Raw genomic sequence first — 12,392 nt, 5'->3', positions numbered from 1 at the left:
GCGTGGCCGGCAGCCCGGCCACGCGCTGATCACAGAAAGGCGACAACGATGTCTGCCCAGTTCTACCTCTACCTCGCGCTGGCGATCTACTTCGCGATCATGCTCTTCATCGGCTGGCTCGCGTTCAGGCGCACCAGCAGCCACGAGGGCTACATGCTCGCCGGGCGGGGCCTGCCACCCTGGGTCGCAGCGCTCTCGGCTGGCGCATCGGATATGTCGGGCTGGCTCATCATGGGGCTGCCAGGAGCCATCTACGCGGCAGGTCTCATCGAGGGGTGGATCGCCATCGGCCTCTTCATCGGCTCATACCTCAACTGGCGACTCGTCGCACCACGGCTGCGCGCGTATTCCGAGGTGTCGCGCAACTCCATCACGGTGCCGAGCTTCTTCGAGAACCGCACCCGGGATCGCTCCCGCCTCCTCCGCACCATCTCGAGCATCGTCATCCTGGTGTTCTTCACCCTCTACGCCTCCTCTGGCATGGTTGCCGGGGGCAAATACTTCGAGTCGACGTTCGGGGGCGACTACTGGGTCGGCATGCTCCTCGTCACCGCCGTCACACTGGGATACACGCTCTTCGGCGGCTTCCTCGGAGCATCGCTCACCGATGTCGTCCAGGGACTCATGATGGTCGTCGCGCTCATCGTGGTGCCGATCGTAGCGATCATCACCATCGGCGGGTGGGGTGAGCTGTCGCGCCTCGACGCATCCGTGCCCGCGGGCCATCTGTCGCTCTTCGGCGGCGGTACGCTCACCACGGGCGCCGTCGCGCTCGTCATCGCCTCGGGTCTCGCGTGGGGCCTCGGCTACTTCGGGCAGCCGCACATCATCGTTCGATTCATGGCGTTGCGATCACCCCAGGAGGCCGCCTCTGCCCGCCGCATCGGCACGAGTTGGCAGTTCCTCTCCCTGCTCGGCGCCGTCGCGTCGGGACTCGTCGGCGCGGCATACTTCGACAGGTTCGGCGATGCACCCACCGATCCCGAGACCGTAGTACTGCTGATGTCGCAAGTACTGCTGCACCCGCTGGTCGCCGGCTTCGTGCTCGCCGCGGTGCTCGCGGCGATCATGAGCACGCTGTCCAGCCAACTCATCGTGTGCTCCTCCGCGCTCGTCGAAGATCTGTTCCGCATCGTGCGCAAGACCCCGCCGAGCGATCAGACGCTCATGCTGCTCGGCCGCGTCGGGGTATTCGCCGTCGCAGTCATCGCCGCGCTGCTCGCGATCAACCCCAATGATTCCGTGCTCGGCCTCGTGAGTTTCGCATGGGCGGGATTCGGCGCCGCGTTCGGTCCCGTTGTGCTCCTCAGCCTGTATTGGCGCCGTCTCTCCAACTGGGGCGCGCTCGCGGGCATGATTGCGGGATCCCTCACCGTCTTCGTGTGGAAAGCGCTGAACACGGGCCTCTACGAGCTGCTTCCCGGCTTCATCGTCGCGCTCGCCGCCGCGGTACTCGTGAGTCTCGCGACGAAGCGCCCCGATGCTGACATCGACCGGGAGTTCACCGAGACCATGGAGATCGTGCTTCCTCGGCGTGCAGGCGCTCGAGAGTGAGCCGAACGAGCTGACCGCTGCAGTGCGGAACGAGGGCGCTTTCGCACCGTGCAGTTCGTGCGCACTGTGCGAAAGCGCGGACTCGCGCCGGCGATCGGAATGACAGAATGAGCAGAGATTCCGTCGCCGCCCCTCTCTACACGCAAGGATCGATGCATGACTCACGAAGCGCTTTCTCCTGATCTTGAGGCCGTCATCGCACGCGCCACCACCGCCGCACCCCACCTCGCAGCAACCACAGCCGAACACCGAGCACGAGCCCTCGTCGCCATCGCCGACGCCCTGGAAACCGCAACACCCGACCTCGTACAGATCGCGCTCCGCGAAACTGGCCTCACCCAAGCCCGACTCACCGGCGAAATCACCCGCACCGCCGTCCAGCTCCGCCTCTTCGCCGACACCATCGTCGACGGCGGCTACCTCGACGCCCGCATCGACCCCGCAGACCCCGACTTCGCCCTCGGCCAACGCCCCGACATCCGCCGCACCCACATCCCCGTCGGCCCCGTCATCAACTTCTCCGCCTCCAACTTCCCCTTCGCGTTCTCCGTCATGGGCGGCGACTCCGCAGCGATCCTCGCAGCCGGCTGCCCCCTCATCGTGAAAGCCCACTCCAGCCACCCAGACCTCTCCGACGCCACCGCGGAAGTCGCCGCGCGCGCACTCACCGAGGCGGGCATGCCCGAAGGCACCTTCCAACTCATCCACGGCCGCGAAGCCGGAGTGCAGATCTTGCAAGACCCCCGCATCAAAGCCGGATCCTTCACCGGCTCCATCCGCGTCGGCCGCCTCCTCGCCGACATCGCCGCGAACCGGCCAGCACCCATCCCGTTCTACGGCGAACTCGGCAGCGTCAACCCCGTCTTCATCACCCCCGACGCCATCACCGAACGCGCCACCGAGATCGCCACCGGCTACCTCGCCAGCGTCACCGGCTCCGCCGGCCAGCTCTGCACCAAACCCGGCTTCGCATTTGTTCCGGCGGGCAGCGCACTCCCCGACGCCATCACCCAGAACGCGACCGACGTCCCCGAACACCGCCTCCTCGACCCCCGCATCGCGAAATCCTACGACGAGCGCCGCACCGACATCTTGAACACCCCAGGCGCACGCCCCCTCATCGAGGGCGGCATCCGCTTCGACAACGAGGGGCAGGGCTGGGCCACCCCCACCATCATCGCGATCAGCCTCGACGACTTCCGAGCCGGACGCGACACCCTCCTCGAAGAATCCTTCGGCCCGCTCTCCATCCTCGTCGAAACCCCCGCAGGCACCGACCTCGCAGCCCTCATGCCCGAGTTCTACGAAGGCAACCTCTCCGGCACCCTCCACATCAGCGACGCCGAAGCCACCGGCAAAACCGACAACGCGAACGACCTCCGCGCCCTCATCACCGCCCTCGCGAACCAAGTCGGCCGCGTTCTGTTCAACGGCTGGTCCACCGGCGTCGCCGTCACCCCAGCACAACAACACGGCGGCCCCTGGCCCGCGACCACCAACGACGCATCAACCTCTGTCGGCACCGCAGCGATCACCCGCTTCCAACGCCCCGTCGCCTACCAAAACGCACCCCAAGCACTCCTCCCCGAAGCACTCCAAGACACCAACCCACTCGGCATCCCCCAACACATCGCACCGGCAGGCCAATCACACCACTGGGGCACACGCTGGCACTAACCCGCTGACACCCACCAAAATCCCCCGAGAGGCTCAGCCTCCCGGGGGATTTGTGCCGGTCTCTGACCAGAGTCAGTTCCAGAGCACCGCGAGTACGACGTTCACCACCGAGAGTCCGGCGATGGCACCGAGGAATCCACCCGGCACCGGCTGCTTCTTCCGGCCGATGAGCACGACTGCGATCAGCACGAGCAGCACGACGAGCTTCACGCCGATCTTCGCGTTGTTCGGCTGGCCTCCGGTCGCGTAGACCATGCCGACGAGCAGCAGGCCGGTCGCCAGCAGCAGCCACGCGCCGTGCAAGATGCCAGGAGTGATGCGAGCGCGAGCATGCTTCACCGCCGACAGCTGTGCGAGCGTGCTGCCGAACACCGCGCCGAATCCGACGATGTGCAAGACGATGAGTATTCCCTTGACGATTTCCACGTCTCGATTCTCCCGGGGCGAGCACCCTGCCGCAACGAAGGCGAGGCTTGCTCACACCAGATGAATGAGCGGAAAAACCGCAGATCAGAGGATCAGTGGAAGAAGTGCCGCTCGCCCGTGAAGTACATGGTCACGCCTGCTGCCTGAGCCGCATCGACGACCTCAGGGTCTCGGACCGACCCGCCCGGCTGCACCACCGCGCGCACGCCCGCGTCGAGCAGTACCTGCAGTCCGTCGGCGAACGGGAAGAATGCGTCGGAGGCGGCGACCGATCCGCGCGCGCGGTCTCCCGCGCGCTCCACCGCGAGGCGGCAGGAATCGACGCGGTTGACCTGGCCCATGCCGACACCGACCGAAGCACCCCCCTGCGCGAGCAGGATGGCGTTCGACTTCACGGCGCGGCTCGCACGCCACGCGAACTCGAGATCGGCGAGCGTCGCGGCATCAGCGGGCTCGCCCGTCGCGAGCGTCCACTCGGATGCCGGTGCGAAGGAGCGATCGGAATCCTGCAGCAGGAATCCGCCGGAGACCTGACGCAGCTCCACGGGGTTCGGCTGGTAGTCGGCCGGCAGTACGAGCAGGCGAACGTTCTTCTTCTGCGTGAGCACCGCCAAGGCGTCGGGCTCGAAGCCGGGAGCCACGATGACCTCGGTGAAGATCCCGGCGACGGTCTCCGCCATCGCCTTCGTGACGATGCGGTTCGCCGCGATCACGCCGCCGAACGCGGAGACCGGATCACAGGCGTGCGCGAGCTCGTGCGCGGCGGCGATCGGGTCGGCCGCGCCTTCTGGTGCGACGGCGATGCCGCAGGGGTTCGCGTGCTTGATGATGGCGACGGCGGGGCGATCATGATCGAATGCGGCCCGCAGCGCGGCGTCGGCATCGACGTAGTTGTTGTACGACATCTCCTTGCCGTGGAGCTGCGCGGCCTGTGCAATGCCCGATCCTTCGTTCTCCGTGAAGAGTGCGGCCCGCTGGTGGCTGTTCTCGCCGTACCGCAGCACCGATTCTCGGAGCCCGAAGACCTCGTAGCCGACGTACCCCTCGGTGGTTTCGAAGATGCTGTCGATCGACGCCTCGCTCGAATCGGCTTCAGCGGCAGGCGCCTCGCCCCACTCGGCGTCCTCCTGCTCGAGGAACCAGTTCGCCACCGCGGCGTCGTACTGCGCGGTGTGCACGAATGCCTCCGTGGCGAGCGAGCGGCGCTGGGCGAGCGTCGTTCCGCCGGCCTGCACGGCGGCGATGATCTCGTCGTAGCGTCCGGGCGACACGACGATCGCCGCGTTCGCGTGGTTCTTCGCGCTCGCCCGCACCATCGCGGGGCCGCCGATGTCGACGTTCTCGATGACGTCGGCCGCGGGCTTGCCCGACGCGACGGTCTCCTCGAACGGGTACAGGTTTACGACGACCAGCTCGAACGCAGCGAATCCGAGCGCGTCGAGCTGCGCACGGTGGTCGGCGAGGCGCAGGTCGGCGAGCAGCCCCGAGTGCACGGCGGGGTGCAGCGTCTTGACTCGGCCGTCGAGGGCTTCAGCGAATCCGGTGACCTCGGAGACATCGGTGACGGCGTGGCCCGCGTCGCGGATCGTCGCGGCCGTCGAGCCGGTGGAGACGATCTCGACGCCACTCTCCGCGAGTGCCGCAGCGAGATCGAGCAGTCGCGTCTTGTCGCTGACCGAGATGAGTGCTCGCCGCACGGGAACGAGATCGCGGTGTTCGTAGAGGCTGGGGTCGTGGCTCTGAACGGCCATGCGGCGGGGCTCCTTAGGTCGGTGTTCGCTGGAGGGAAACGATTCGTGGGCTGGTGCGCAGTTTGAGCGCAGGATCACCGCGCGCCGGGCAGCGCGAGCTCTCCGAGTGCGATCTCTCGCACGGTCTGCACGAGCAAGGGGCGTTCGAGCTGCTTGATCCGCTCGTGGAGTTCCGCTTCGGTCTCGCCAGGGCGCACGTCGACGGCGGCTTGTCGCAGCACCGGGCCGGTGTCGACGCCCTCATCGATGACGTGCACGGTGACCCCGGTGCGCTCGGCGCCGGCGGCGAGCGCGTCGCGCACCGCGTGGGCCCCGGGGAATGCGGGAAGCAGTGCCGGGTGCGTGTTAATGAGGCGGGGACTGAATGCGCGCACGAAGCCCGGGGGAAGAATTCGCATGAGTCCGGCACTCACCACCAGACCGGGGTGCGGGCCGGTGCCGACGTGGTGCTCTTGGATCGCCGCGGCGAGCATCTCGCCCCACGCCTCCCGAGAGTCCGAGTCGCGGGGTCGCACGACGAACGCGGGGATCCCTGCGGCGCGCGCGTGCTCCAGGCCGGGCGCGTCGGTGTCCGATCCGACGCAGGCGATCTCTGCCGGGAAATCGGGGTCGGCGGTCGCGTCGATCAGCGCCTTGAGGTTGCTGCCGCCACCGGAGATGAGAACCGCGATTTTCAGCACCGCATCAGTTTACGCGACAGCCGTCACCCGTACCGCCGAGCGACCGCTGAGCATGCGGGACACCGGGCAGCGCTCGTGCGCGGCTGCGGCGAGCGCGTGCGCCTCGTCGAGCGGTACGCCGTCGAAGTGCAGTTCGGCGGCTCCGGAGAATTCGAAACCCTGGTCGGCCAGCGGGTGCAGCGAGATCTCCACGGTTGCTTCGACGTCGATGCCCGGCCCCGCGACGACGCGAGCTGCCGCGTTCAGGCATGTCGCCCACGACAGGGCCAGCAGTTCCTCCGGGTTCGTGGCTCCCGCCCGGTTCTCCGCGGTCGGCGATGCGACGCGCACGCGCAGGCCGCCGTCGACGAAGCTCTCCCCGCTGATGCCGTCGGAGTTGCGGGCCACTGCGGTGTAGATCGGTGGCTCGAGTGTTCGGTGCGTCGTTTCACTGCTTGGCATGGTGCTCCTGACGTGACTTGCGATTGTGGGCTCCGCACTCTATGTTAGACCCAGTCTAATTAATATGATTCGTGAAAGCACCGTGAAGAGCCGATGAGCGACACAACGAGTACTTCGACGGCGGTCGTCTTCGACCGCGTGAGTCGGCGCTTCCTTCACGGTGAGGCGGAAGTCGACGCGCTCTCCGACGTCAGCCTCGACATTCCTCGCGGTTCGATCTTCGGAGTGCTCGGCGAGAGCGGCGCGGGCAAATCCACGCTGCTGAGGCTCATGAACGGTCTCGATCTGCCGACCAGCGGACGCGTCATCGTCAGCGGTACGGATCTCGCCACGCTCGGCTCTCGAGAGTTGCGCGCCATGCGCCACCGGATCGGCGTCGTCTTCCAGCACTTCAACCTGCTCGGCAATCTCACGGTGCGCGCGAACATCGCCCTCCCGCTGCGCCTGCAGCATCGCCGCGACCCGGCGCGCGTGACCGCCATGATGGAGTTCGTCGGGCTCGCAGGGCTCTCCGACCGGTATCCGGCTCAGCTCTCCGGGGGGCAGCAGCAGCGAGTGGCGATCGCCCGCGCACTCGTCACTGACCCTGAACTGCTGCTATGCGATGAACCCACGTCCGCGCTCGACACGCACACGACGGCGGAGATTCTCGAACTGCTGCAGGCGACCCGGGCGGAGTTCGGAACGACGATCGCACTGGTCACCCACGAACTCGACGCGGTGAAGGCCGTGTGCGACGCCGCAGCGGTCTTCGAGCGAGGACGCCTGCTCGACATCGTCGAGGTTCCCCGAGTCGCACAGCACCGGGAGCCCCGATACCTCGACCACGTGAAATCGAGGCTCGCATCATGAACTTCTGGAACGAGCTCGACCGCGTCTTCGGGGAGCACGGCGGAGAGATCGCCCGAGCACTGGGCGAGACGGGCTACATGGTTCTCGCATCGATCATCGTCGCGGTACTCCTCGGCACTCCGCTCGGCATCGTGATCACCCTCACACGACCGGGCGGCGTCATGCCGAGGCGCGCGATCTGGACTGCGGCGAATGCGTACGTCACCATCGTGCGCTCCTTCCCCTTCCTGCTCTTCGTGGTCTTCATGATTCCCCTGACACGCCTGGTATTCGATACGAGCTTCGGCACCGTGGCCGCGACGTTCCCACTCGGCTTCGTCGCGGTCGCGATCTACGCTCGCCTCACCGAACAGATCCTGCTCGAACTTCCGAGCGGGTTGCTGCTGGCGGCCGAGTCCATGGGCGCGAGCATTCCGCAGACCGTGTTCCGCTTCCTCCTCGTCGAGGGGCGATCCGGTCTCGTCTACGCGCTCACCTCGGCGACGATCAGCTTCGTCTCCTATTCGACCGTGCTCGGCGTCGTCGGCGGCGGCGGCATCGGCGACTTCGCAATGCGCTACGGCTATCACCAGTACGACTTCACGCTCATGTACGTCACGATCGCGCTCATCGTCGCCTGCGTCATGCTGCTGCAGAGCGCCGGAACGCGACTCTCGCGCGCCATCGATCACCGCTAGTCGGTTCCCGCAATTTCCCACCCCACCGCACCACGACAGAAAGCCCCACCATGCGCCAACGCCTGATGATCACCGCCACCGCCGCCACCGCCGCCCTCTTCACCCTCGTCGGATGTGCTTCGGGTCAGAACGCCGCCGATACCGCGGACTCGGGCGACTCCGGAAGCACCCAGACGCTGAAGGTCGCGGCGACCACCACGCCGATGACCGACGTGGTGCAGGCAGCCGCCGAGGCCATCGAAGAGCCCTATGCGATCGAGATGGTCGAGGTCGCCGATTACGTACAGCCCAACTCGATGCTGCAGCACGGGGAGCTCGACGCGAACTTCGTGCAGCATCCGCCATTCATGGAAGAGTTCAACGCGGGCAACGATGCCTCGCTCGTGGTCATCGAGCCCGTGTATCTGACCGTGGTCGGCATGTACTCGAGCACGCACGCGAGCATGGACGACATGCCGCAAGAAGGGCGCATCGTGATTCCGCAAGACACCTCGAATGCCGCTCGGGCACTGCAGATGGTCGCGAGCGCCGGACTGATCGAACTCGACCCTGACGTCGACACCTGGACCGTCACTGTCGATGACATCACGAAGAACCCGAAGGATCTCGAGTTCGTCGAGGTCGACATCATGCAGCTCTCAGCGGCGTACCCCGAGGCCGACGCCGTGTTCTTGCACGGCACGTTCGCTCGTCAGCTCGGGCTCACACCGGATGACGATGCCATCGCCGTGGAGCAGGACTCTCAGTTCGCCGTGTCGCTCGTATCGCGCGAAGACAACGCGGATTCGCCGGAAATCGCAGCGCTCGCCGAGGCATTCCACAGCGACGAGGTGCGCCAGGCGCTCGAAGACGCCGACGTGCCCGTGGCCTTCTGAGCTGGCCGCTACGCGGTCTCCTGAAACCTGATCGTGCGGTCCGCGAGTTCCCACGGGCGGTGCCGCGCGTACAGCGCTTCCTCCTGGGCGGCCCACCGGTCCCAGTGCGGCGCGTAGACCTCGCCGTCTCGTGCGAGTGCGCGCCGCTTCCGAACCTCGGATTCGACCTCGAGCCAGACGCTGCGCACGCACGGCGACACGACCCCGCCGATCCTGCCTGCCCATTCTCGCGCTGCCGCGAGGTTCGAAACCGTGATGGCACCGCAGCCCTCGATCACGAGCGGCAGGCGAGGTTCAATGCGCTTCCGCTCACTGAACTCTGCGGCGACCCAGTCGTACACCCCATAGGTGCCCGCGTGCAGCGCTGCGGCGAGCGCTTCTGATCCCTCCGCGAGGCCGTCCCACCCCGGATACAGCGCCTCCACGTGCAGCACCTGCATCGCCCGGCCGGCCGCGGCTCCCTCAGCCTCGAGTCGTTCAGCGAGCCGCGTTTTGCCCGAGCCGGAGCGCCCGTCGATGAGCAGCACGTCGCACTCTCTGAACTCGCTGATATCCGCATCCCGCATTAGAACTCCCGGTTTCCATCGGTCCGCCACCGCTCGGCCAGCAGCATGATTCCGGCCGTGACGGCGCCGAGCACCACAGCCCCTGCGAGCCCAGCCCCGTAGCTGCCCGGGGCCTGGTGACCGATGAGTGCGGCGACGGCGACGGGAAGCGTCTGCTCCCCCGGCCGCACGAGAAAGGACGTCGCCCCGAACTCGCCGAGCGAGGCCGCGCACGCGAAGCCGAGTGCGAGGCCTGCCGAACGGCCGAGCAGCGGCAGATCGATCGTGCGCAGCATCGCCAGCGGGCCGGCGCCGAGCGATGACGCCGCGTCGCGCAATTCCGGCGCAATGCCCCGCAGCACGGGCAGCAGCGTGCGCACGACGAGCGGCAGCGCGACGAGTGCCTGCGCGACCGGGATGAGCGCGGTCGACGTGCGCAAATCCAGGCCGATGCCGAGCGGCCGGTGCATGGTGAGCAGCAACCCGAAGCCGAGCGTTACGGCCGAGACTCCGAGCGGCAGCATCACGAGCGCGTCGAAGGCATCGATCCCTCGACGCAGCATCAGTGCTCGCGGCCGTCGGGAGAGCACGAGGGCGAGCAGCATGCCGAGCACGATCGCGATGAGTGCCGCCACGATCGCGATGCGGAGCGACGCCACGATCGCTTCGACCACCGTTCCGTCGATCGGGAGATCGTCGGGCGGATCCGCGAGTGCCGCATAGTTCGCGACGGTCCAGGCTCCATCGCGATCCCTGAGTGAGCGTGTGACCAGAGCGACGAGCGGAAGCACGTGCACCAGCAGCACGGTTGCCCCGAACACGGCCAGCACCGGAGCATCGGCTCGCCTCGGTCGCACGCCGCGCCCGCGCTCCTCGCGCAGCACCACCGCTCGCTCACCCGCGCGGCGCAGCTGCGTCGACACGATCAGTGCGAGAGCGACGATCGCGAACTGGGCGATCGAGAGCACCGCCGCGCCGCGCAGATCGAGAAACTGCACGGTCAGCCGGTAGATCTCGGTCTCCACGTTCGCGAAGGCCGTGCCGCCGAGAATGAGAACGATGCCGAAGGAGGTCGAGCAGAAGAGGAACACCAGGGCGGCGGCCGAGGCGATCGCGGGACCGAGTGCCGGGAGGGTCACCGTGCACCAGGCCCGCGCCCGCGAAGCCCCGAGCACGCGCGCTGCTTGCTCGGAGCTGTCATCGAGCCGGGCCCAGAAGGCTCCGACGGTGCGCGCGACGACGCCGACGTTCGGAAACGTGAGAGCGAGCACTACAGCCGCGAAGCTCTGGTCCAGACCCCATCCGCCCAGCGGTCCGCCCGGCCCGAGCAGCGCCGAGAATGCGACCCCGACCACCACGGAGGGCAGCACGAACGGAACGGTGAGAAAGCCGAGCAGCATCGTCTTGCCCGGAAAATCGAGTCGGTAGAGCGCGTATGCCGCCGGCACACCGAGGGCCAACGAGAGCACCGTTGCGAGGCCCGCCTGCGCGAACGTCTGGCCGATGACCCGCCACGTGCGGTCCGCCCCGAAGACCTCGGGAATCCCACTCAGATCGAGGGCGCCCTCGTCGATGAACCCGGTGGCGATGAGCGAGAGCACCGGCCACACGAAGAACAGCGCGAGAAACGCGAGCGGCAGCGCAGCGGCCAGCACCCATGCCGCAACGCCCCACGGGCCGAGTGCGGCGCGAGGGGCGTTGCGGGCGGTGCGACGAATGATCTACAGGCCGATCTGCTCGCTCAGCGTCTTGAGCCACTCCTCGCGGCCAGACTCGATCTCACGCGAGGAGAGGTCGTGCGTCTGGCCCGCCTCGGGCGACGGCGCGAATTCGGTCCAGACTGTCGGCAGTTCGACCGTGTCATCGACCGGGGTCATGAACATCGCATCCGGAATGGTCTGCTGAAACTCGTGCGAGACGAGATAGTCGACGACCGCCTTCGCCCCGGCTTCGTTCGGAGCCCCTTCCAGCACGCCTGCGTATTCAACCTGCCGCGTGCACGTATCGAGCAGAGCCGTAGTGGTCGAGGCGGTGCCGGCCTCGTCCACGGTGAAGGCGGGCGACGAAGCGTAGGAGAGCACGATCGGCCGCGTGCCGTCGTCACCGCCCTGGGTGAACTGGCCGTAGTAGGCGTCGCTCCAGCCTTGCTCGATGCGCGCTCCATTGTCGACAAGTCCCTGCCAGTACTCCGCGAAGCCGTCCTCCCCGAACTCGGCGACGGTGCCGACGAGGAACGAGGCGCCCGTCGACGAAGCGGTCGGGTCGAGCAGCACGGTGAGATCGCGATACTCCGGCTTCGCCAGGTCGTCGTAGGATCGCGGCTCCGGGATCCCCTGATCCGCGAACCAGGCCGTATCGATGTTGATGCAGGTCGCGCCGTGGTCCACTGCGACGAGTCCGGAACCCGGATCGCCGTCGACGGCGAACTGCTCGGCGCCTTCTGGCTGCTGCGCAGGAGCGTAGTCGGCGACGACATCGTTGTCGATCAGACGGGAGGCGAAGATGTTGTCGACGCCGAAGAACGCATCGGCGATGGGTGCGCCTTTCGTCAGCACGAGCTTGTTCGTCAGTTCTCCGCCGTCGCCGGCCGAGACGACCTGCACGTCGTAGCCGGTCGCCGCACTCGCCGCGGCGGCGAAATCCTCATTCGGAAACGAGTCGTGCACGGCGAGTGTCACGGTCTGCGCGTCGGTGCGATCTTCGGCCCCGGTCGTGCAGCCGGTGAGACCGAGACCCAGCACGGCGATGACCGTGACCACGGGCGCGGCTGCTCGCGTCACTCGACGGGAATTGGGCGTAGGTGTCATTGAGGCGTCCTTCCTCCGCTGGCATGAACCAGATCAGGTGAACGGTCGGAGCTCGCGTGCTCCCTCTCAGCCCCGCGCGTCGGGACTCCCGTGGATTGCCCTCTTAC

General features: G+C 67.3%; 12 protein-coding genes and 1 riboswitch. Of the genes, 5 read left to right on the top strand and 7 right to left on the bottom strand.

Annotated features, from left to right (window positions below; translation table 11 throughout):
• Positions 1 to 48: 48 nt before the first annotated feature.
• Positions 49 to 1,554, top strand: a complete 1,506-nt coding sequence (gene putP / locus AB0O71_RS02070) for a sodium/proline symporter PutP (protein ID WP_363741301.1) — start codon at positions 49 to 51, stop codon at positions 1,552 to 1,554.
• 156 nt (positions 1,555 to 1,710) lie between these two features.
• Positions 1,711 to 3,231 carry an aldehyde dehydrogenase (NADP(+)) gene (locus AB0O71_RS02065; protein WP_363741299.1) on the top strand — a complete coding sequence of 507 codons (1,521 nt, stop codon included), beginning with the start codon at positions 1,711 to 1,713 and terminating at the stop codon, positions 3,229 to 3,231.
• Between the two features lie 72 nt (positions 3,232 to 3,303).
• Here AB0O71_RS02065 and AB0O71_RS02060 read toward each other — a convergent pair whose 3' ends face one another.
• The 4 genes from AB0O71_RS02060 to AB0O71_RS02045 all read right to left on the bottom strand — a co-directional run bounded on the left by AB0O71_RS02060 (position 3,304) and on the right by AB0O71_RS02045 (position 6,529).
• Entirely contained in the window at positions 3,304 to 3,657 is a 354-nt protein-coding gene (locus AB0O71_RS02060) for a hypothetical protein (protein WP_363741297.1), read from the bottom strand.
• Positions 3,658 to 3,749: 92 nt separating this feature from the next.
• Positions 3,750 to 5,408, bottom strand: a complete 1,659-nt coding sequence (gene purH, locus AB0O71_RS02055; protein WP_363741295.1) for a bifunctional phosphoribosylaminoimidazolecarboxamide formyltransferase/IMP cyclohydrolase — start codon at positions 5,406 to 5,408, stop codon at positions 3,750 to 3,752.
• 74 nt (positions 5,409 to 5,482) lie between these two features.
• The gene (gene purN, locus AB0O71_RS02050) at positions 5,483 to 6,088 is read right to left on the bottom strand and encodes a phosphoribosylglycinamide formyltransferase (protein WP_363741293.1); all 606 of its coding nucleotides are present in this window, start codon (positions 6,086 to 6,088) and stop codon (positions 5,483 to 5,485) included.
• 9 nt (positions 6,089 to 6,097) lie between these two features.
• On the bottom strand, positions 6,098 to 6,529 hold the full coding sequence (locus AB0O71_RS02045; protein ID WP_363741291.1) for an OsmC family protein: 432 nt from the start codon (positions 6,527 to 6,529) through the stop codon (positions 6,098 to 6,100).
• Positions 6,530 to 6,622: 93 nt separating this feature from the next.
• On the opposite strand from AB0O71_RS02045, the gene AB0O71_RS02040 reads away from it, so the two are divergent.
• From AB0O71_RS02040 to AB0O71_RS02030, 3 genes are read left to right on the top strand one after another with little or no spacing between them, the layout of a single operon-like run.
• Positions 6,623 to 7,381: an ATP-binding cassette domain-containing protein gene (locus AB0O71_RS02040; RefSeq protein WP_363741289.1), complete on the top strand. Its 759-nt coding sequence runs from the start codon at positions 6,623 to 6,625 to the stop codon at positions 7,379 to 7,381.
• Positions 7,378 to 8,058: an ABC transporter permease subunit gene (locus AB0O71_RS02035; RefSeq protein ID WP_363741287.1), complete on the top strand. Its 681-nt coding sequence runs from the start codon at positions 7,378 to 7,380 to the stop codon at positions 8,056 to 8,058. Before AB0O71_RS02040 ends, AB0O71_RS02035 begins: the two co-directional genes overlap by 4 nt.
• Before the next feature lie 50 nt (positions 8,059 to 8,108).
• Positions 8,109 to 8,933, top strand: a complete 825-nt coding sequence (locus AB0O71_RS02030; protein WP_363741285.1) for a MetQ/NlpA family ABC transporter substrate-binding protein — start codon at positions 8,109 to 8,111, stop codon at positions 8,931 to 8,933.
• 8 nt (positions 8,934 to 8,941) lie between these two features.
• On the opposite strand, the gene AB0O71_RS02025 is transcribed toward AB0O71_RS02030, so the two are convergent.
• The 3 genes from AB0O71_RS02025 to AB0O71_RS02015 all read right to left on the bottom strand — a co-directional run bounded on the left by AB0O71_RS02025 (position 8,942) and on the right by AB0O71_RS02015 (position 12,285).
• Positions 8,942 to 9,499, bottom strand: a complete 558-nt coding sequence (locus AB0O71_RS02025) for a hypothetical protein (RefSeq protein WP_363741283.1) — start codon at positions 9,497 to 9,499, stop codon at positions 8,942 to 8,944.
• Positions 9,499 to 11,133 (bottom strand): iron ABC transporter permease, encoded by a 1,635-nt coding sequence (locus AB0O71_RS02020; RefSeq protein ID WP_363741281.1) that lies wholly within the window; start codon positions 11,131 to 11,133, stop codon positions 9,499 to 9,501. The genes AB0O71_RS02025 and AB0O71_RS02020 overlap by 1 nt, the downstream gene beginning before the upstream one ends.
• A gap of 66 nt (positions 11,134 to 11,199) precedes the next feature.
• Positions 11,200 to 12,285 carry a thiamine ABC transporter substrate-binding protein gene (locus AB0O71_RS02015; RefSeq protein WP_363741279.1) on the bottom strand — a complete coding sequence of 362 codons (1,086 nt, stop codon included), beginning with the start codon at positions 12,283 to 12,285 and terminating at the stop codon, positions 11,200 to 11,202.
• Positions 12,279 to 12,387, bottom strand: a riboswitch (TPP riboswitch). Its footprint overlaps the gene before it by 7 nt.
• Between the last annotated feature and the right edge of the window lie 5 nt (positions 12,388 to 12,392).

The organism is Leucobacter sp. NPDC077196, from assembly GCF_040687075.1.
Taxonomy (GTDB): Bacteria; Actinomycetota; Actinomycetes; order Actinomycetales; family Microbacteriaceae; genus Leucobacter.
Note: the sequence above shows the minus strand (reverse complement) of the source record. Positions and strands in the feature narration are given on the sequence as shown.